This window comes from uncultured Phocaeicola sp. (genome assembly GCF_948499155.1).
GTDB classification, from domain to species: domain Bacteria; phylum Bacteroidota; class Bacteroidia; order Bacteroidales; family Bacteroidaceae; genus Phocaeicola; species Phocaeicola faecalis.
Genome location: NZ_CAOOSE010000005.1, coordinates 103,830 through 125,371 on the forward strand (window position 1 = coordinate 103,830; position 21,542 = coordinate 125,371).

Here is a 21,542-nt window from a genome sequence, read left to right on the forward strand (position 1 = left end):
GCGATGAAACATTTTAGACTATTGGCGGCAAGTTTACTCTTGCTTCCCGGCCTGACGTATGCGCAGGATGACAATAAGGAAAATGAGTTTAGTATGTCCGCACAGATTCGTCCGCGTGCTGAATACCGTAACGGTGCATTACTTCCTCGTGAGGAAGGGGAGCCTTCTGCCTCCTTCATCAACAATCGCGCCCGCCTTTCTATGGAATACAGACGCACGGGTTTGAGCATGAAAATATCTGCCCAGCACGTGGGAGTGTGGGGACAAGATCCTCAGATTGACAAGAACGGCCGTTTCATCATGAATGAGGCTTGGGCTGAGTTAACTTCAAAGAACGGTTTCTTTGCTCGCTTGGGACGTCAGACGCTTTCTTATGATGACGAACGCATTTTGGGCGGATTGGATTGGAATGTAGCAGGACGTTATCACGATGCCCTGAAACTAGGCTATCGGGATGAGCACAACCAACTTCATTTGATTCTGGCCTTCAATCAGAATGATGAGAAATATGCAGGAACTTACTACAATGCCATCGGGCAGCCTTATAAGAGCATGCAGACAGCATGGTATCACTATAAAGCAAAGGCCACTCCGTTTGAAGCCTCCCTGCTGTTTATGAATCTGGGTTGGGAAGCCGGTGACGAGCAAAAGGCGAAGAGCCGCTATATGCAGACCATGGGCACCTATCTGACTTTTCATCCGGGCAATTGGAATTTGAACGGCGCTTTCTATTATCAGTCGGGAAAGAGCAAGCCCGATAAGAATATGAATTCAAAGAATGTCTCCGCCTATATGTGGAGTGTGGTCGCTTCTTATAAGATAGACAAAGCGTGGTCGGTTACCGTCGGTAGTGATTACCTGAGTGGCAACAAGGAAGAAGGTGACAAGAACAAGGCCTTCGACCCGCTTTACGGCACCCATCATAAGTTCTATGGAGCCATGGATTATTTCTATGCTTCTTCATGGGTGCAGGGTGTATCGGCTCCCGGCTTGTGGGACAATCGCATCGGACTAGCGTTCAAGGCATCGCCGAAAGTTGCATTGCAGGTGAATTATCATTATTTCAGTGCGGCACAGAAGCCGTTGCTCGGCGGGGAGAAGCTGAGCAAAGGATTAGGCTCCGAAATAGATACTCAGGTGGATTGGAGCATTATGAAAGACGTGAAACTGTCAGCCGGTTATTCATTCATGTTGGGAACCAAGACCATGGATGCAGTGAAAGGCGGTAATCATAGCAGTTGGCAGGACTGGGGATGGGTTTCTTTGAATATCAATCCGAAACTCTTCTTTGCTAAATGGTAATCTGATGAAGAGCCCTCACTGAACTGAAACAGCCTATCATTCTGTCATCCGAGACTAGTGGAGGGGGACTGTCGGACTTTTGGCACCCCTCCATCTGCTTCAATGGAAATGTAGCATAGGAGAGGATTTCTTTTTTATCAAGAACGTACTGTTTTTCCCTTTCCGCTTATCGTTTCTATATCCAGACAGATAATTTCTGTCCGGTGAAAAGATTTCTCGGCATATTTAGCGCCGACAGTTTTGTCGTCGGGTGAGTACTGTTCATTGGTATAATTTATTATTATTTTTCCTTTCGTTCGGATACAAAAAAAATGAAAATAAGGGAGATAACCTAATAATCATTGGGCGGATGGCTACTATTGGGTTAAGTTTTACTGGACACTCTCCTTGCGGCATGTAACATATCTGTCTGTTTAATATAGTCTTCTCCATTGACTCTTACTATTTCTTCTTCAGTAATCCTCTGCGCAAAACAGTTAGAATGTATTTTATCTCTCATTCTCTCACTCGTGTTGTTGAAAATCCGATGTATAAAGCCTTTCAGGTATGAGAGATGCGGGGAGAGACGCTTGGAAAGGTGAGAGCATTGCTCTCATTTTTGCCCAATAATGTATTTTTTGTAGGTTACATGTCATTATTTCCTGCTATCCGATGCGAATACTTTCATTTGAAACTATCCGAAAGGCAGCTACCTTCTTAAATGCCTATTCTTGCTCATGTAGAATGATATTGTGCAGTTTTACTGTCTAATAGATAGTTTTCTTAGAAACTTCTTGAAATTTTGCTAGGATTAATTAAATCTTCATTATCTTTGAACCCTAAATCTAAAGATTATGAGTGACCAAATAAAGCAAATAGCCGAACGTCTTCAGGGATTGAGAGACGTTTTGGAACTGACTCCCCAAGAGGTGGCCGAAAGTTGCCAGCTCACGGTGGAAGAATACTTGGGTATGGAAAGCGGTGAGAAAGATATATCAGTCAGTGCTTTGCAGAAGATTGCCCGCAAATATGACATCGCACTGGATGTGCTGATGTTTGGTGAAGAACCTAAAATGAGTGCTTACTTCTTGACCCGTTGGGGCACAGGGGTGTCAGTGGAGCGTACCAAAGCATACAAATATGAATCATTGGCATCGGGATTCCGCGGACGCAAAGTAGATCCGTTCATCGTTACCGTAGAACCGAAGCCCGAAGATACGCCTATTTATTTCAATTCACACGAAGGACAAGAGTTCAACCTGGTGATAGAAGGACGTATGTTGCTTAACATTAACGGAAAAGAACTTATTTTGAACCCGGGTGACAGCCTTTACTTTGATTCTGCTCAGCCTCACGGCATGATGGCACTGGATGGCAAGACTGTGAAGTTCCTGGCAGTAATTATGTAAATTGTAAGAGTATGGTAGAAAGATTCTTAGAACAAACCGCTTTTACCTCACAAGAGGATTTTATAAAGAACCTGAAAATCAAGGTTCCCGAAAATTTTAATTTCGGTTATGATATTGTTGATGCTTGGGCTGCTGAGGAACCCGACAAGAAAGCCTTGTTGTGGACCAACGATAAAGGTGAATCCCGACAATACACCTATGGCGACCTGAAAAAATATACCGATATGACGGCATCTTATTTCCAAAGTCTGGGCATCGGTCGCGGTGATATGGTGATGTTGATACTGAAACGCCGTTATGAGTTCTGGTATTCCATTATCGCCCTGCACAAATTGGGCGCGGTGGTGATTCCTGCCACTCACTTGTTGACCAAGAAAGATATTGTGTATCGTTGTAACGCTGCCGATATTAAGATGATTGTTGCGGCAGGCGAGGATGTAATCACCAAACATATCATAGAAGCGATGCCTGATTCTCCTTCTGTAAAGAAGCTGGTCAGCGTCGGTCCCGGAATTCCCGAAGGTTTCGAAGATTTTCATCAGGGGATAGAAAACGCGGCTCCGTTCGTAAGACCCGAACATCCGAATACCAATGAGGATACTTCACTGATGTATTTTACATCGGGAACTACCGGCGAGCCGAAGATGGTGGCGCATGACTTTACTTATCCGTTGGGACATATCGTAACTGCCGGTTTCTGGCATAACCTGCACCGCGACAGCCTGCATCTGACGATTGCTGATACCGGCTGGGGAAAGGCCGTGTGGGGAAAACTCTACGGACAGATGATTGTGGGTGCAAATATCTTTGTTTACGACCATGAGAAGTTTACTCCTGCCGATATCCTCGGAAAGATTCAGGACTATCATATCACTTCACTGTGTGCTCCTCCCACCATCTATCGTTTCTTGATAAAGGAAGATATCAGTAAGTATGACCTGTCTTCTTTGGAATATTGCACCACTGCCGGAGAAGCGTTGAACTATTCTGTATATGAGACGTTTAAGAAGATAACCGGTATCCGGCTGATGGAAGGCTTCGGACAGACGGAAACGACGTTGACATTGGGCACCTTCCCTTGGATGGACCCGAAACCGGGCAGCATGGGCGTGCCCAACCCGCAGTATGACATTGACTTGCTGACTCCTGACGGTCGTTCGGCAGAAGACGGTGAACAGGGACAAATTGTCATCCATACGTCAAAAGGCAAGCCGCTGGGGTTGTTCAAAGAGTATTATCGGGCGGCCGAGCTGACAGAAGATGCTTGGCACGACGGCATTTATTATACCGGTGATGTGGCTTGGCGTGACGAAGACGGATATTTCTGGTTTGTGGGACGTGCGGATGATGTTATCAAGAGTTCCGGTTACCGTATAGGCCCGTTTGAAGTGGAAAGTGCACTGATGACTCATCCTGCAGTGGTGGAATGTGCCATTACGGGTGTTCCCGACGAGGTGCGCGGACAAGTGGTAAAGGCGACCATCGTTCTTTCCAAGAACTACAAAGGACAGGAAAGCCCCGAACTGATTAAGGAATTGCAAGACCATGTGAAGCGTGTGACTGCCCCTTATAAGTATCCGCGTGTGATAGAGTTTGTAGAAGAGCTTCCGAAGACTATCAGTGGTAAGATTCGTCGCGTGGAGATACGTGATAAAGATAAATAACCGACTTGTGCGTCGGGCGGAGTTTTATTCGTAACGAAGTAAAAGATGAAAAGAATTTTGTTTTTTGCATTTTTGTGTCTGACTGCCTGCCTGTCGGCAGGCGCACAGGCATTGTCTCCCATAACATGGACTGCCTACGGACTGACTTTCAAGGTGCCGAAGGATATTGCCGTGGAGGAGGATACGGAGGAAACTTTCCTGTTGAATGATAGTAAGTTTTATATCACTGTCCAGGCTTTGGACTCTGACGGCATCACGAAGGACGACCTGAAAGGGGTGCTTCGGGATTATGCCAATGATGATGGCGTGGAGAATCAGACTGCTGTCAAAGCCTTTGACTTGGAGCAATTCTATGGCGTTTCAATGGATGGCAAATGTGAGAATGACCATTGTTGCTATGCCTGCCTGATGACCAAGGCGGCGGGAAGTGCATTTTATATTTCCATCATTTATTCGGCCGGGCATAAAGCGGAGGCTGAGGCTATCCTGAAAAGTTTTGTGATGGAAGAATAACCAAAAGTTTTTTTGCTTTAGGAGGTATGCCAAAACCAAGATGTCCACTCTAAAAGTTGCTTCTTATAACTGACAAGTATAAAAGAGAGCCATATCCAACTCGATTCTCGAGTGATGATATGGCTTTTCTCATTGCTGATAAATTGCCCCCCCTCTATAGTTCTTATTTAGTCTTTACTTTAAATTGCAATGCAATAGGTTCATTCTTGATACCTTTGGGGAGTGACACCTTCACTTTGCCGTCCTTGCAAGTATATTTCACGCTCCTGTTTCCTTTTAGCATTTTCATCTTGCCTTTTGGAAGATTTCCTGTCCATTCTATCGTTTCCGGCAGTGTTTCTCCCTCGGGCAATGCATAGATGGCATAGAGTGTCTGTCCGTCTTTGTCGGCAGTGAACCATGTGTGTCCGTCCTGATAAATGGGAGTGATTCGGGTGTTGTAGATAGCCTTGCCATTTGCCCGCAGCCATTCTCCCACCTCATGCAGACGCTTGGTCACTTCCTCTTCGATGATACCGTCAGGGGTAGGCCCTACACCCAATAGCAGGCAGCCGCCTTTGGCAGTGATTTCACTCAATATGTTGATTACCTTCTGCGGCGATTTGAACGGAGCATTTGGCACCCATCCCCAATCATTGCTCAGTGTGATGCAACTTTCCCACGGATAGTCGAGCTGTGTTTCGGGGATACCGCGTTCGGGCGTCTGGTAGTTTTCGTTCTTTCCCCTGATGCTGCGGTCTACCGAAATCAATCCCGGATGCTTCCGGCGTGCCTGTGCCAGAATATCGTCCAGGCCGATGTCGTCGCCTTTCACCCAGCCGCCGTCCAGCCAAAGGATATCGAAACTTCCGTAGTCAGACATCAGTTCGTTCAGCTGATTGCGGGTAAAGGTCTGATAATTCTTCCACCAGTCAGGATGGCGGTCTTTCTTGTAATTGATATTACGGTTGGGGGTAGCGAAATAAGGATTCCAAAACCATTCGCAATGCCAGTCGGGTTTAGAGAAATAGCATCCCATCATGAAGCCCTTCTTACGGAAAGCATCGAATACATGGTAAGCCACGTTCTTGCGCGGATTATCCTTGAAGGCTCCGTGTGCAATAGAGAAATCTGTGTATTTGGAATCGAAAGTACAAAAACCGTCGTGATGCTTGGTGGTGAATATCATATACTTGATACCTGCATCCTGCATTACATCCGCCCATTGTTCGGGATTGAAGTTGACCGGATTGAGCGAATCTTTCAAGCCCCAGTACCATTCTTTGTATTCATTGTAGGGTAAAGGCTTCTTGCGTGAAATCCAGTCGACGTCTTCCGAGCATATCGACCATGATTCTACAATGCCCGGAACGGAGTAAAGACCCCAATGGAACAGGACTCCGAACTTCTGGTCTTGCCATTTGTCCAGTTTGGCCAACACTTGTTGGTCGGTAGGCCATACATAATCGGTTGCTTCTGACTGCTTGTGGACAAAGCCTTGTACTTGTTGGGCGTGGAGGTTCAGGGCGAACGCTGCTCCAGCCATGCATACTATTAGTTTTTTGAGGTTATACATAACTGTTATGAGTTAGTGTTTATTGTTTTGTTTGCGTTTAATTTCCGTTTAAGGGTTGATAAAGGTAAGGTTTTCTTATTTGGCGAGCAAGAAAAGAGGATAGAAATTTAATAATTGGGTGGAAAACAAAAAAAGAATGCCCGGAAAGCATTATTCGCTTCCCGGGCATTTCTCAATAGATTATAATGTATCAATTACCATCCCGGGTTCTGTGTCAGATTCGGGTTGATAGAGATTTCATTAGTCGGAATAGCAAACAGGTAGTTCTTCGGATCTTCAAATCTTGCCTGTGTGTCTACGCGTTTACTGTAAATGTCAAGTTCACCTTGGTTGTTTGTACCCAATACATTCTGCATAGTGGCGATATTTTCAGCAGAATAAAGAGTTGCATCAGGAATCATACCCATGCGGGGTGCAACAGAAGCATCTAGGCGTTTACCGCATGCCCAACGGCGCAAGTCGTCAAAGCGGTAACCTTCACCGAATAATTCTACACGGCGTTCGCGACGGATTTCACGAATCAGTGTTGCGTTATTGGCACTTACATTCGGATATTCAGTTTCCAGTTTGGGATCAACGGCCGGAGTCATAGTCAATTTGTGGTTGAATCCTACGCGTTCACGCAGCTTATTGACTGTTGCATCCAAATCAGTCTGAGAAATGGTGCCCAGTTCTGCAGCAGCTTCTGCACGAATTAACAGAATTTCACCGAAACGGAATACCGGAGCATCCAATGTTCCCTGATGGTGAGCAGCCAAATGTTCGGCTGCATTATAGAATTTGGCAATGCTATAACCGGTAGAAGATGAACCGCCTGCACCGGTATTTACAATGTTGGCAATATTGGCTGGATGTCCGTTCAGATAATAGGTGTGTTCACCGGCTTCGGGCGAGCATACTGTCTGTAGCAAACGCGGGTCGCGGTTGTTCAACTCTGCCAATAATCCGGTGTGTGTGCTATGTCCGGGGCAATTGCAAAGAGTGATAGGCAATCCTGTTTCTGCGCACAGATAGTCATCAATACAGTCTTTGCTGACACCCAGAGGGGTTTCGCCTACACCAATCTGACGGCTCAGGTTATTACCTTTACCCAAGCTGGGGTCATAGGCCTTAGACAAGATGATTTCAGGATTGTTTGCGTAATCAGACTGAATGAATAATTCATGATAAGCCTGTGAAGGAGAACTGCCCTGGAATAATGAGTAGCCATATTCCGATTTCATTAATTCTCCGGCCGCATTGTATGCTTCCTGCAGGAATTTTGTATCTCCTTCCATCTTGTGATAACGACGCCATGTACCTTCAAACAAGCAGAAACGTGCTTTCAATGCCAATGCTGCATCTTTTGAAATGCGAGTAACATCCACTTTCGATTTCATGGGCAACCACTCAATAGCTTGATCGATTTCTTTCAGCATATTGTCTGCTACCACAGTGCGGGAATCACGTGCTTTATATAAGTCTTCGTCTCCCGGATTTACGACTTTGTCATACCAAGGCACATCGCCATAAGTTTTCACTTTGTTGAAATAGTCAAGGGTTTTGAGGAATAAGATTTCTCCTGCAAAACGATGTTTTTCTGCTTCTGAAGCCTGTGACTGTTCGTAATTGGCTAAGAAGTCATTACAAGCACGGATATATTCCCAGTTCCATTCTGTATCTTTAGCACCGGTAGGAGCTACGTGCAGACCGAAGCTGGTAGTATTGTATTCCCATGGGTAAATGTTGTCCGATTTGAAATCTTCTTCCATCATACCGAAGTTGTAAGATTGTGGGTCTCCATGCCCTTTAATCAATTTAGGATAGAGATTGTTACAATATTGCTGTAATCCATCAGCACCGGCTGTTGAAAAGAATTTGTCTTTAGAGATGGAATCCAGCGGTTCGCGATCCAAATAATCGCAGCTTTGCAATGCTAAAGCTACTAAACCTATATATAATATATTTTTTTTCATAATCGTTCCTGAATTTAGAATGTTACGTTGATACCAAATGAATAAGTACGGCAGAATGGGTATTTGGTCATACGATCTTCCATTTCACCATCTTTCTTTCTGTTACCTGTTGCATCCGGGTCTAGGTATTTATACAAACCTGTAGCTTCCCATAAGTTTTGTCCGCTTGCAAAAACTCTCAACTGAGCGATGCCGAATTTGGAAATCCAAGCTTGTGGCAGGTTATAACCGATAGTTACATCTTTCAGACGGATGTAAGAAGCATCTTGCAAATATTTAGTCTGAGTTTGACGGCTGCGAGTTGTGTTGGTCGGAGTTGGATAGTAGGCATTCGGATTTTCGGGTGTCCAATAGTCTAGATGAGTTTCATTCAATGTACTCCACCATTGTCCGTAGTATCCCCAGAAAATACCGGTACTGCCTGTACCGAGCCACAAGTCGCGTTTCATTGTACCTTCAAACAAAGCGCGGATATCAAAGCCTTTCCATGATGCACCCAGATTGATGTTGAAACGATAGCGCGGAGTATTGTTACCGATAATCTTCTTGTCACCGTGGTCGCTTAATGTATTCTTTCCGTAGTCAACTGCACCGTTTCCGTCTAAGTCAGCGTAACGGATATCACCTGGCAACCAAGTGGTTGCAATTACTTTTTGGCGAACAGCCTGTTGTTCTGCTTCTGCTTTGTCCTGAATGAAGCCGTCAGTGACATAACCCCATATTTCACCCAGTTCCATTCCTTCGTAGTAGTCTCCCAGATAACCGGTCGGGTTGTCATATTTGGTAATTTTTGAATAGCTGTCCGAAAGGCCGATACCGATGTTGTAATCCAATGGGCTGCCGCCTACGTTGGCGATTTGGTCTTTCCAGCTCAAAGAAAGTTCCCAACCGTTTGTTCTCATGTTGGCTAGATTTTCCTTACCGCCGGTAGACCCCATTGTTGCAGGATAAGTCTTTGATACGACCATATCATTGGTATAACGGATAAAGTAGTCGAATGAAGCAGTCAAGCGGTTGTTCAACAGACCCAGATCAAGACCGAAGTTGGCGGTAGTTACCTTTTCCCAACTTACATTGTTATAAGCCAATGAAGCAGGAGTGATACCGGTTGCCAATTTACCGTTCAATAAGTAGTTAAGCTGAGCAAAGCCCATAGAGCTTAAGTAGTCGAAGTTACCTGTAGTAACCTGGTTACCTAATGAACCGACAGATGCACGGAGTTTAACGTTTTCGAATATATTGCGTGCAGAGTCAAAGAATTTTTCTTCAGATAATCTCCAACCGATAGAAGCTGATGGGAAGAATCCCCAACGGTCATTTTCACCGTATTTTGAAGAACCGTCATAACGACCGTTCACTTCCAATAAGTATTTACCTTTATAATCATAGTTCAAACGGAAGAAAGCACCTTGTACAGCCCAGATAGTTGCTTCTTCTTCCAGATTTTGCTTGGTTCCGGCTAAGTCGATAACAGGGATATCATTTACAAACAAGCCTGTTGTCTTGCCATACATATTACTGGTTTCTTTAGATTCCTGGTTATAACCTACCATTGCGGTAAGAGAGTGGTCGCCGAAAGATTTCTTATATTCTGCCCATAAGTTCAATGCTTCATAAGTATCGTCATACTTCCTCAGTGAAACACCGTTCGGGTCACCTTTTGACATTGAAGTGCCATCGGGTTGCTTCTGATAGATAGTCTTTTCGTGTGAACGAGTGGTTCTGAAGTAACGGTTTCCGGTATAGTCACCTCTTACAGTGAGTCCTTTGAACGGAGTTAATTTGAAAGAACCTGTATACCAGATATCATCATAAACATTCTTTGTACGTCCGGCCTGTGCCAACATACCCGCAATGTTGAAGTTGAAGTTAGAACCTGCTACACCTGCAAAGTCTCCATCCGGTAAATAAACGGGAACAAACGGCATGGCGCGATATACTTCATAATAAGGGTCTTCTGAAGTATAGAAATTAGAGTTAGGTTCGTTAGCTTCGCTACGATTGTATTTTACGTTCAATCCGATTTCCAACCAATTAGTTAATTGAGTGTTGAAATTGAATGACATATTAATACGTTTGAAATGGTCTGTTCCATAAGCCAGCAAACCATCTTGTCCTTTGTAACCTACCGAACCGTAGTAAGAGGTCTTTTCAGAACCACCACGAACGCTGGCATTGTGCTGTTGCATGAAGGCTGCATCATTAAACAGTACATCCAGCCAGTCAGTATTACCGGCATAAGCCCATTCTCCGTTGGCGGTGAATTTGTTTCCTTGTGTGTTTTCCCAAGCAGTAGGAAGACTGGGGTCTTTCATGCGTGCTTCTACAGCTTCAATCAATTCATCACTCCAATATTGAGTACCGCTGGTATTGTTGGATTCCACATTCATGGCGCGTAACCATTGGTCTGCCGGTAATCCTTTAGCCATGCGTGAAGGAGCTGACCATGAGAAATTATTGTTATAGTTGAAAGTTACTTTTTCTCCTTTCTTACCTTTTTTAGTTGTAATCAATACAACGCCGAATGCTGCACGTGCACCATATACGGCTGCAGAAGAAGCATCTTTCAACACTGAGATACTTTCAATATCCTGCGGGTTAAGCAAAGAAATATCGTTGGTTTCCACACCATCTACCAAGATTAATGCAGAACCGCCATTCAATGATGTAAGACCACGGACATTGATACTTGTGCTTGAGTTAGGATTACCATTGGCAAACGAAATGTTCAAGTTAGGAATGGCACCTTGCAAACCTTGAGCCAAGTTAGCGATAGGACGGTCTTCCAAAACATCGCTTTCCGCCATTGCTACTGCACCAGTCAGGTTTACCTTTTTCTGTGTACCATAGCCTACCACCACTACTTCCTCCAAAGTCTGAGTATCATCTTTCAAGATGATGTTCAAAGGAGTACCGTTCCATTTTACTTCCTGAGTAATGTAACCCACGAAAGAGATTTGAAGAATGTCTCCCTTATTGACATTAGATAAAGAGAAGTCACCGTCGATTCCGGTGATTGTTCCATTAGTAGTACCTTTTACTACTACTGAGGCTCCAATGACGGTCTCGCCGGTTCCGTCTTTTACGATACCGGTACAAGCTCCGTTCTGCTGTGTGATTTTCACATCGGTTACGCTGGGATTGCTAACCGCATACGCTGCTCCGGTAGAGGCTCCCATCAGGAACAGCATCATACTGACTGATTTTAGTCGTTTTAACATAGCTGTGATTTTTAAGTGTTTATTGAAACTCAATTAAATGCTTTCATCATAAAGTTCTTTCAGAACTATGTTAAACTGTAAGCCATTGTATATAAGCACGATAAGAAAACGCATAAAAATGTGCAAATAGTCATTCTAGAGAATTTGGGCTATGGATTTATGTATATAATTCTACTTCTTTTCTACCTTAACAATACGTTTAACCCCACTGTACAACAGGCCAATAAAATTTATTGACAGCATCTTATATTAGAAAATCATTGTTGATATCAAGAATGCTCTACTACGTTTCTACTTATAGAATTATAAGTTTTTCTCATAGAATCGTATTTTTAAGATTTAGAGAGCTTTTAATTCATAAATAAACATTAATTTCATTTCTGTAGCACAAGCTTTGGAATTCACCTTTGTTAAAAAACGACCCGAAGACCAAAATATTTTTTATTCGAAAGCTACATTCTTTAAAATTATTATATATTTGCATCGTTAATCTAAATTATATTGAAAAACATAGTTCTGAAAGAACTTGGTACAGTTGGTTATTAATAAGTTTCAATAAACACTTAAAAATCACAGCTATGTTAAAACGACTAAAATCAGTCAGTATGATGCTGTTCCTGATGGGAGCCTCTACCGGAGCAGCGTATGCGGTTAGCAATCCCAGCGTAACCGATGTGAAAATCACACAGCAGAACGGAGCTTGTACCGGTATTGTAAAAGACGGAACCGGCGAGACCGTCATTGGAGCTTCAGTAGTAGTAAAAGGTACTACTAACGGAACAATCACCGGAATCGACGGTGACTTCTCAATACCTAATGTTAATAAAGGAGACATTCTCCAGATTTCTTTCGTGGGTTATGTTACTCAGGAAGTGAAATGGAACGGTACTCCTTTGAACATTATTTTGGAAGATGATACCCAAACTTTGGAAGAAGTAGTAGTGGTAGGTTTCGGTACACAGAAAAAGGTAAACCTTACAGGTGCTGTTTCTACTGTAGGTGCTAAAGAAATTGCTTCTCGTCCGGTGAATTCGGTAGTAGATGCTTTACAAGGTACTGTAGCCGGTATGAACTTTTCTACAGCTAGTAGTGGTGGTACACTGAATTCAAACAAGACAATGAATATTCGTGGTATCGGTACTATCGGTGCTGGTTCTTCTGTAACTCCGTTGGTTTTGATTGACGGTATGGAAGGCGATTTGAATTCATTGAATCCACAAGATATTGAGAATATCTCTATCTTGAAAGATGCTTCTGCTTCTTCTATTTATGGTTCGCGTGCAGCAGGTGGTGTTATCTTGGTTACCACTAAAGGCGGTAAGGAAGGTAAAACAGTTATTAATTATAATAACAGCTTCCGCTTTAACTCACCGTTGAATATGCCCGAAATGATGGATTCTTATACTTGGGCTAATTATATGAATGCTGCAAGTATTAATTCGGGAGGCGGTACTTGGTTTTCTGAAACGAAATTAGCTCAGATTAAGGCTGCTCAAAGTGATCCAAGCATGCAAACAATGTTTGCCAACAGTAATAATCGTTGGGAAGTTTGGGATGCAAACGACCTTTTGCCTATTGCCAATACAGATTGGTTGAAAGAACATTTCGGCAATAGTTTCTCTCAGGAACATACATTAAGTATTAATGGTGGTTCAGATAAAATGCAGTATTATTTCTCTGCGAACTTTTTGGATCAGGACGGTATTTTGCGTCATGGTGATGATAACAAGCAGCGTTATGGTATCACTGCAAAAATTAATGCAAATCTGACCAAATGGTTAAAGATGACTTATAGTGCACGCTTCACCCGTACAGATTATCAGGCACCGACTGTTATGGTAAATGGAACAGATGAATTCTATCACAATATGTGTCGTTATTGGCCGATTATTCCTACAACAGACCCGAATGGACATTATGTAGCTGAGTCATATATCGAACGTTTGAGTAATGGTGGTCTATATAAAACTCAGGGTGATGTATTGGCACAGCAATTGGCTTTTCGTATTACTCCGTTGGAAGGTTGGGTAATCAATGCAGAGTTGAACTATCGTATCAATAATGATAATAACCATACGGATTGGCAAACAACTTATGGCTACAATGTAAATAATGAACCGTTTGTCGATTTTAACGCAAACTCGGCTGTGAAGGAATACAATTTGAAGAGCAATTACTTCAATCCGAACATCTTTACAGAATATAGCCGTTCATTCAATGAGCATAATTTCAAGATAATGGCCGGTTTTCAAAGTGAATGGTTCCGCAAGCGTACAATGACTGCCCAACAATATGGTATCTTGTCAGGTTTACCTACGTTAGATACTACAAGTGCTACTCCAACTGTAGGTGGTAATTATAATACTTGGACAACTGCCGGTTTCTTTGGTCGTTTGAATTACGATTATAAAGGACGTTACCTGTTGGAAGCTAATATCCGTTATGATGGTTCTTCTCGCTTCCTTCGCGACAATCGTTGGAATGTATTCCCTTCATTCTCGGCTGGTTGGAATATTGCTCAGGAAGCCTTTTGGGAAGATTATACCAATGTGGTTAATACTTTGAAACTTCGTGCTTCATGGGGTGAGTTAGGTAACCAAAATACAGATAACTGGTACCCATTCTATCCTACAATTAATTATAAGCCTAATAATGGAAATTGGTTGGTAAATGGTACAAAGCCGAATACAGCAGGACAACCTTCTTTGGTTTCCGCATTGCTTACTTGGGAAAAAAGTCGTACTTGGGAAATCGGTTTGGATTGGGGTGCATTTAACAATCGTTTGACAGGTTCATTCGGTTATTTCCAACGTAAAACTTATGATATGGTAGGACCGGCACAGGAACTTCCTGATGTATTGGGAGCAAAAGAGCCGAAAGTAAACAACTTGGATATGACATCAAAAGGTTGGGATTTGCAGGTTAGTTGGCGTGATAGAATCAACGACTTTAATTATGGTATTTCTTTGACGTTAAGTGACAATAAAGTCATAATTGATAAATATCCTAACCCATCAAAAAGCTTGGGTATAACCTCTAATGGTTCTGCGGTTTATGATGGAGCTGTATTTGGGGATATTTGGGGATATACTACAGTTGGAATCGCTAATTCACAAGCGGAAATGGATGCTCATTTAGCTGATGCTGACCAAAGTTTCCTGGGTAGCAACTGGACTGCAGGTGATATTATGTATGCTGATTTAAATAATGACGGAAAAGTTGATAGAGGTGAATATACTTTGGACAATCACGGAGACCTTAAGGTAATTGGTAACTCTACTCCGCGTTATAACTTTGGTTTGAACTTAGATGCAGCATGGAAAGGTTTTGACCTGAAAGTATTCTTCCAAGGAACATTAAAGCGTGATTATATGGCAGGAAGTGCTACATTCTGGGGGGCTACTGGTACAGGTAAATGGCAGGCTTTAGGTTTCAAGGAACATGAAGATTATTGGACACCTGAACACACGAATGCTTACTATCCACGTCCCGACTGGGGAGCTTCTAGAAATACCAATACTCAAACACGTTACTTGCAAAATGCAGCTTATTGCCGTTTGAAAAACGTGACTTTGGGTTATACCTTACCAAAGAATCTGACTGAAAAATTCTTTGTGGAAAACTTGCGTGTTTTTGCTTCTGCTGAAAATTTGTTGACTATAACCAGTTTTACCGGTATAGCAGACCCAGAATTGATTGGTGCTGGATATGGTGAGAATCTTGGTAAAACTTATCCATTGTCAAAAACAGTCTCTCTTGGCTTAAGTGTAACATTCTAAAAAAAACGACTATGAAACTGAAATATTTAAATATATTCTTATTGGGTGTATCGCTTGCTGGTTTTACATCTTGTAACGATTTCTTGGACAAAGAGCCCGAAAGCTCAGTCACTCCTGCTGCTTATTTTACAGCTGAAGCGGATTTGGCAGCATATTCTATTAATTTATATAACTTCTTTACTTGCATAGCTCCGGGAAGTTATGGTATTAGTGTGTTCGGAAATGATAATGCAACAGACAATCAGGCTGCAACCGGTTATTCCACTCGTTGGGTGCCGGGTGAATGGAAGGTAGGTTCGACTACCAGTGATGATGAAAGAGGAGCCGCATGGAACTTCTTCCAGATTCGTGATTGCAATTATTTCTTTCAAGAGGTGTTGCCCAAATATGAAGCCGGACAGATTTCCGGTTCAGAAGCGAATATTCGTCACTATATAGGAGAAATGTATGTTCTTCGCGCATATGCTTATTTTGATAAATTGCAGAATATTGGTGATTGCCCTATTATTGAGACTGTATTGACTGATGAGCAGGAATCATTGATAGAGGCATCTAAACGTCGTCCTCGTCATGAAGTGGCTCGTTTTATTTTATCTGATTTGGATAAAGCAGTGGAATTTTTGTTGAATGAAGCTCCGGGTGGTAAAAATCGTATCAGTAAGAACGTGGCTTATTTACTTCGCTCGCGCGTGGCACTTTATGAAGGAACATGGTTGAAACACCATAAAGGTACTGCATTTGTTCCGGGTGGACAAGGTTGGCCGGGCGATGCTTCTACTTTGAATGGTTTTAACATTGATACTGAAATCAATTATTTCCTGGATGAAGCGATGAAGTCTGCTAAGGTTGTAGGTGACCAATTGGCTGGAAATCTAGTGAATAATACAGATGCTGCAGAAGGAATGAACGCTAGCTTTGCTAGCCTGAATCCTTATTATACAATGTTCTGTGATGAGGATATGGAGAATTATAGTGAAGTATTAATGTGGCGCAAATATCTTGAATCACAAAATGTAACTCATAATATTCAGATGCAGTTACAGAACAACGGTGGTGGTTCAGGTTGGACACGCGGTTTGGTTAATTCATACTTGATGCGTAATGGTTTGCCTATTTATGCTGCTGGTTCCGGTTATGATCCTGAATGGGAAAAGGAAGGTATTACAGCTACATTGAAAGATCGTGATTCTCGTATTCAGATTTTTACAAAGAAAGATGGTGATATCGAAAATTACACTTCTGCAGGTACTATCAACTATGTAGATTTGGAATGGGTAGTAAAAGGGAATAATGAAACTCGTATGGTTACTGGCTATGCTATAAAGAAAGGTAAACATTATAATGATTATATGCAGACTTTGCATCATAAAGGAACAACCGGTAGCATTATATTCCGCGGTACAGAGGCTTTGTTAAACTATATGGAAGCTTGTTATGAAAAGAATGGAAGCATTGACGGTACTGCTGATAATTATTGGAGAGCACTGCGTACGCGTGCGAAAGTAGATCCTGATTATACTAAAACGATTGCTGCTACTGATATGACTAAGGAAGCGGAAGGCGACTTTGGAGCATATTCTCACGGTCAGTTAGTGGATCCTACATTATACAATATCCGTCGTGAGCGTCGTAATGAATTTATTGGTGAAGGTATGCGTTGGACAGACCTGAAACGTTGGAGAGCTTGTGATCAAGTCAATGGTTATCAAGTGGAAGGCATGCGTTATTGGGGCTCTGTATATGAAGGTACGTGGACAGATGATGCAGGTAAGGATCTTGTTATTGTTGACGTAGATGGTGGTACGGGTAATATCTCAAGTGAAGCTGTAAGTGGTGTTTATATCCGCCCTTATCAAATTAGCCGCATTAATAACTCTGTATTCAATGGCTATAAGTTCACTCCTGCACATTATTTGTCACCATTGCCACAAAGCGCATTCCGTCAAACAGCAGGTGGAGATCAAACAGATTTGAGCAGTTCTGTAATTTATCAGAATCCGGGTTGGCCAAAAGTGGCTGGTCAGGGTGCCGGTGAGGTAAAATAACTCGGAATTTATTATAATATAAAAAGGCGTGCCATTTTCGGTACGCCTTTTTATATTTCAGAATACAATTATTTCATCTTATACACCAATGTTCCTCCCTTCAATATATCTTCGTGTGAGATATAGTTTTTGGTATAGGGTTCGCCGTTCAGTGTAATGCTGTCGATGTATTTATTTTCTTTGGAAATACCCTCTGCAATAACGGTGAATGTCTTTCCGTCTGCCAGATGAAGCACAATCTTCGGCATTTGCGGAGCACCGAACACATAGTTTCCGCTTACCGGATCGACCGGATAGAATCCCATGGCAGAGAACATGTACCATGCAGACATTTGTCCGCAATCGTCATTACCGCAAAGGCCGTCGGGTTCGGGACGATACTGGGTATCAAAAATCTCGCGAATCAATTCCTGCGTACGTTCGGGACGTCCTGCCAAAGCATATAGATAAGTAATGTGATGGCTAGGCTCATTGCCGTGAGCGTATTGTCCGATGAGGCCGGTGACATCTGCCTGCGTCGTTTCCAATTTGAGTGTGAACAGCGAATCAAGCTTGTTCAAGAAAGATTCTTCACCGCCAAAGAGACTGATTAGCCCCGGAACATCATGTTGCACATGCCAAGTGTATTGCCACGCATTTCCTTCGGTGTAGTCGCCACCGGTGCTTTCGGCGTGCGCCACCTGACTGGGGTTGAACGGACTCTTCCAAGTTCCGTCCGAATTACGCGGACGCATAAACTGGGTTTCCGTATCGAACAGGTTCTTGTAGAAATCCGCACGTTTGGAGAAGTAAGCTGCATCTTCTGTCTTACCCATACGTTTAGCCATGTCTGCGGCTGCATAATCGTCGTATACCGATTCGAGGGAAGAAGAGACAGATTCGGTCTTAATCAAATCAGTGGGGAAGTAACCGTATTTCATGTACGTTTCCCAATCGGATTTTTGTTTGTGCGATACGGTCTGGGTTTGCTTGATAGCGTTGAAAGCGCGTTCGGCATCAAATCCGCGGAATCCTTTGCGGTAGGCTTCGGCAACGACAGATACGCCGTGGTTGCCTACCATGGTATAAGTTTCCTTGCCCCACAATCCCCAGATGGGCAGGAAGCCTTGCACCTCGCTCTGTTCTATCAGTGAGTTGACAAAGTCGTCCACTTTTTCGGGAACCATCAGTGTATAGAACGGGTGCGCGGCACGATAAGTATCCCATAATGAGAAAGTGGAATAGAATGTTCCTGTCCCTGCTTTTACAATGGAATCGGCAGCGTTGCGGTAAAGGCCGTCTACATCCGAAATTTGGTTAGGCTGAATCAGTGCATGATAAAAACAAGTGTAGAAGTTGGTCTTTTCATCTTCTGTTCCGGTCACGTCAATACGGCTCAGATAGCTGTTCCAATCGTCATGTGCCGTCTTTTTCACTCCTTCAAAGTCCCATGCGGGCACTTCGGCTTCCATATTCTTCTTGGCACCCTCTATGCCGGTAGTGGAAAGAGCGACTTTCATCAGCAGTTCTTCATCGGGCTGCATATCAAAAGAGGCAACGATGCGTTTCCCTTTTTCTGTCTCGCTCATAGGCAGGTAGATGGTATCGGTGACGGGGCGGTTGAATTTCATCACGAAGAAATAATCCTGATTGACCCAAACGCTGTTGCGTACATGCCCGGTCAGGGTTTGGGCATCTTCCCAGTTCACTTCACACTCTTTTACCTGAGAGTGATATTGGTTTTCATTCCACACCGGCCCATGTTGCAGGTCGATGAGGACGGAAGCGGAGTCGGCATTATGATAGGTGTAGCGGTGCAAGGCTACATGAGGGGTGGCAGTCAGTTCTGCCTTTACATTCGGTTCGGCCAGCTCTACCGTATAATATCCCGGTGTGGCGGCTTCCTGTTCTTTGGAAAAACGGCTGCGGTAGGCATCCCAGGCGCGGGTGCGTGTTCCGGTGACAGGCATGACGAGCACATCGCCCAAATCCATACATCCGGTTCCGTTGAGATGTGTTTGAGTGAATCCCCAGATGATGGAGTCATTATTGACATATTCGGAACAATACCTCCAGCCCACCGCACCGGTGACCGGACTGGTTTGAATCATGCCGAAAGGACGGCAGGCACCGGGAAAAGTATGCCCGTTGTCGGCAGCCCCGATAAAGGTGTTCACGTACTTTGTGTAGTCTGTTTCCGCCGGTTCGTTCTCAGTGGGGTTGCAGCTGAACAATGTCCCGGTCAGGGCTAATGTACATAGAAAATAGAAACTTTTCTTCATTGGTATTTAATTTAATAATGAACGGATTAATAAAGTAGTGTGCCTGAGATGCACCAGTAACTGTTGCTTCCTCCTTCGGGAGCTCCTTGCGGTATCCGGACGGAGAGGGTGTGTTCTCCTGCTTCCAAATCGCCCAAGTAGATATATTCGGGCGTAGTTACCGTACCGGGACACCAATTGGAGCGGCTCAAATCCGAAGAACTCAGACCGTTTGAGAAGTTGCCCGAACAAGGATTGGAGTTACGATACGTTCCGCAGTCATCGCGCCAGGGGATGAACGAAATCACTTTCTTGCCATCCAGATAAACGGTATTGGGCTTTTGATTGAATTCATCTCCGTTTCCCCAACCGCCATGTCCGGTGGTGAGATAGAACAGGCGTGCGTTTTTGACCGGTTCTTCTAGGGTGAAGCTCACACGCAGAGAGTCATTCAGGAAGAAGATGGGGTAGGCTTGTCCGGCCTGTTCCAGATAATTCACGGTGTTGAACAAAGGCATGGCTTTGTTTACGCGGCGTTCGTCGTCGGGATAATACTTCAGTTTCAGGGAGAGGCGATGGCCTTTGGCATCCCAGTTGCCGATGTAGGCTCCTATCCATACTTCGCCTTGCAGTTGTGAGGCGAGAGGAGTCACCTCTGATTTGTAGATGACCGAGTCTACCCAATGTTGCCCTTTCACTTTGTTGTGGTTGAACTTACGTACACCGAAACCGGTAAAGAAACGCATCAGTTCTACAGGAGCCTCATAATCTTCTGTCGAAATGAGGGCCGGATAGTTGCCGTCTTTGGCTTGGAAAGCCGGTACGTCTTTCAGGTTCCGTATGGCATCCAGAAAAGATTGTTTCTTGTCGGTCGGGATTACAAAGACAGAGCCGGTACGGTCGTATGCGTCGCCGTCCGAGTATTGGGCAACTTCTACAAAGATGCTGCGGTTCTTTGCTGACTCCGGCAGTTTCACTTTTTTCAGGATAATGGTTCCGCCTCCTGCGCTGTAAGTCATTCCGTCTTCCAGCGTATCCGGCAATTTGGCATTGTTGAAACAAATGGTTTCCTGGTCGAATACAGGAACGGTGATGACACCACTTTGGTTGATGGTATATTGATAATCGGCCGCATCCATCTTTTCTCCCCACGAAGCCGGCAATAGTTCTTGTGTCTTCTTGAGAGGGGTGACGGTGGAAGCTTCTTGTATCATGTCGCCGTTGCGCACCACCTTCAGCACCAGTCCGTCGGGCACACCGACATTGGCTTGCGGTGTTCCGCGGAAAGGAATATCATTGGTGTACCATACTTCTATGGTGTTTGAATTGATGGAAGTACGCACTATCTTGCAGTTCAGTCCCAGATGCTTGCCTTCGCCGGCAGGAGTAAATCCTTTGCCGAACTCAAAAGGGGTTGCTGCGGAGATAATTTTTCCGTCAGGCAACTCTGCCCACTTATAGGCTTCGCGGCTATCGTAATCGATATAGCTTTTAATGACGGGTTGTTTGTCCTCAAGGGCGTTTCCGGCCGTCGTTTCTTTTTCCTTTTCGGACCATACACTTTCCAGTGCAACCTGGTTGCCCGATACGGTCATCATTAGCTCTCCGGGGCGGATTTTACCTTTGTAGCTGGATTGGTAAATGACTTCAATCCCTTTGGCATTCTTTACTTTCCTTTGAAGGTTTTGTGCAGAGGCTGCCGAAACGGTCAGCAGGCAGAGCATCAGTAACCATACAGTTTTTATTCCGGTTCTTCTCATATTAAGTGATAATAGTTGGTAATTGGAATGATTGTATAATAGGCAAAGTTAATCATAAATCCGTAAAAGATTGCATCTTAGAGCGTGTCTTGAGCAATAATTTTATAGATTAGAGTCTTT

The 21,542-nt window shown here is 43.8% G+C and carries 11 protein-coding genes and 1 pseudogene; 6 read left to right on the forward strand and 6 right to left on the reverse strand.

The window, feature by feature from the left end:
• Positions 1-3 precede the first annotated feature (3 nt).
• Positions 4-1,302: an alginate export family protein gene (locus QYT14_RS05905; RefSeq protein ID WP_237039081.1), complete on the forward strand. Its 1,299-nt coding sequence runs from the start codon at positions 4-6 to the stop codon at positions 1,300-1,302.
• Positions 1,303-1,439: 137 nt separating this feature from the next.
• Here the strand turns inward: QYT14_RS05905 and QYT14_RS05910 are convergent.
• A pseudogene (locus QYT14_RS05910) lies at positions 1,440-1,565 on the reverse strand (pyridoxamine 5'-phosphate oxidase family protein); the annotation flags it as partial.
• A gap of 570 nt (positions 1,566-2,135) precedes the next feature.
• Between QYT14_RS05910 and QYT14_RS05915 the strand changes: the two are divergent.
• The 3 genes from QYT14_RS05915 to QYT14_RS05925 are packed head-to-tail and all read left to right on the forward strand — an operon-like array spanning position 2,136 to position 4,867.
• Positions 2,136-2,690 (forward strand): cupin domain-containing protein, encoded by a 555-nt coding sequence (locus QYT14_RS05915; RefSeq protein ID WP_237039080.1) that lies wholly within the window; start codon positions 2,136-2,138, stop codon positions 2,688-2,690.
• Positions 2,691-2,701: 11 nt separating this feature from the next.
• Entirely contained in the window at positions 2,702-4,354 is a 1,653-nt protein-coding gene (locus QYT14_RS05920; RefSeq protein ID WP_288325021.1) for an AMP-binding protein, read from the forward strand.
• A gap of 45 nt (positions 4,355-4,399) precedes the next feature.
• The gene (locus tag QYT14_RS05925) at positions 4,400-4,867 is read left to right on the forward strand and encodes a hypothetical protein (protein WP_237039078.1); all 468 of its coding nucleotides are present in this window, start codon (positions 4,400-4,402) and stop codon (positions 4,865-4,867) included.
• A 163-nt stretch (positions 4,868-5,030) separates the two neighbouring features.
• On the opposite strand, the gene QYT14_RS05930 is transcribed toward QYT14_RS05925, so the two are convergent.
• The 3 genes from QYT14_RS05930 to QYT14_RS05940 all read right to left on the reverse strand — a co-directional run bounded on the left by QYT14_RS05930 (position 5,031) and on the right by QYT14_RS05940 (position 11,598).
• Positions 5,031-6,422, reverse strand: a complete 1,392-nt coding sequence (locus tag QYT14_RS05930) for an alpha-L-fucosidase (protein ID WP_237039077.1) — start codon at positions 6,420-6,422, stop codon at positions 5,031-5,033.
• Positions 6,423-6,616: 194 nt separating this feature from the next.
• Entirely contained in the window at positions 6,617-8,377 is a 1,761-nt protein-coding gene (locus QYT14_RS05935) for a RagB/SusD family nutrient uptake outer membrane protein (RefSeq protein ID WP_288325022.1), read from the reverse strand.
• 14 nt (positions 8,378-8,391) lie between these two features.
• Positions 8,392-11,598: a TonB-dependent receptor gene (locus QYT14_RS05940; protein ID WP_288325023.1), complete on the reverse strand. Its 3,207-nt coding sequence runs from the start codon at positions 11,596-11,598 to the stop codon at positions 8,392-8,394.
• Between the two features lie 578 nt (positions 11,599-12,176).
• Here QYT14_RS05940 and QYT14_RS05945 point away from each other — a divergent pair.
• Together QYT14_RS05945 and QYT14_RS05950 are read left to right on the forward strand one after the other, a co-directional pair.
• On the forward strand, positions 12,177-15,377 hold the full coding sequence (locus QYT14_RS05945; RefSeq protein ID WP_288325025.1) for a TonB-dependent receptor: 3,201 nt from the start codon (positions 12,177-12,179) through the stop codon (positions 15,375-15,377).
• 11 nt (positions 15,378-15,388) lie between these two features.
• Complete coding sequence (locus QYT14_RS05950; RefSeq protein WP_288325026.1) at positions 15,389-17,422, forward strand: RagB/SusD family nutrient uptake outer membrane protein; 2,034 nt, start codon at positions 15,389-15,391, stop codon at positions 17,420-17,422.
• Between the two features lie 68 nt (positions 17,423-17,490).
• Here QYT14_RS05950 and QYT14_RS05955 read toward each other — a convergent pair whose 3' ends face one another.
• Both QYT14_RS05955 and QYT14_RS05960 read right to left on the reverse strand, forming a co-directional pair.
• Positions 17,491-19,683, reverse strand: a complete 2,193-nt coding sequence (locus QYT14_RS05955) for a GH92 family glycosyl hydrolase (RefSeq protein WP_288325027.1) — start codon at positions 19,681-19,683, stop codon at positions 17,491-17,493.
• A 26-nt stretch (positions 19,684-19,709) separates the two neighbouring features.
• Entirely contained in the window at positions 19,710-21,422 is a 1,713-nt protein-coding gene (locus QYT14_RS05960) for a PNGase F N-terminal domain-containing protein (protein WP_288325028.1), read from the reverse strand.
• Positions 21,423-21,542 lie beyond the last annotated feature (120 nt).

Bases quoted from the DNA above. Each gene is read 5' to 3' on its own strand.
- QYT14_RS05945 (WP_288325025.1), top strand. From the start codon at position 12,177: ATGTTAAAACGACTAAAATCAGTCAGTATGATGCTGTTCCTGATGGGA.
- QYT14_RS05935 (WP_288325022.1), bottom strand. From the start codon at position 8,377: ATGAAAAAAAATATATTATATATAGGTTTAGTAGCTTTAGCATTGCAA.
- QYT14_RS05930 (WP_237039077.1), bottom strand. From the start codon at position 6,422: ATGTATAACCTCAAAAAACTAATAGTATGCATGGCTGGAGCAGCGTTC.
- QYT14_RS05915 (WP_237039080.1), top strand. From the start codon at position 2,136: ATGAGTGACCAAATAAAGCAAATAGCCGAACGTCTTCAGGGATTGAGA.
- QYT14_RS05955 (WP_288325027.1), bottom strand. From the start codon at position 19,683: ATGAAGAAAAGTTTCTATTTTCTATGTACATTAGCCCTGACCGGGACA.
- QYT14_RS05925 (WP_237039078.1), top strand. From the start codon at position 4,400: ATGAAAAGAATTTTGTTTTTTGCATTTTTGTGTCTGACTGCCTGCCTG.
- QYT14_RS05950 (WP_288325026.1), top strand. From the start codon at position 15,389: ATGAAACTGAAATATTTAAATATATTCTTATTGGGTGTATCGCTTGCT.
- QYT14_RS05940 (WP_288325023.1), bottom strand. From the start codon at position 11,598: ATGTTAAAACGACTAAAATCAGTCAGTATGATGCTGTTCCTGATGGGA.
- QYT14_RS05905 (WP_237039081.1), top strand. From the start codon at position 4: ATGAAACATTTTAGACTATTGGCGGCAAGTTTACTCTTGCTTCCCGGC.
- QYT14_RS05920 (WP_288325021.1), top strand. From the start codon at position 2,702: ATGGTAGAAAGATTCTTAGAACAAACCGCTTTTACCTCACAAGAGGAT.
- QYT14_RS05960 (WP_288325028.1), bottom strand. From the start codon at position 21,422: ATGAGAAGAACCGGAATAAAAACTGTATGGTTACTGATGCTCTGCCTG.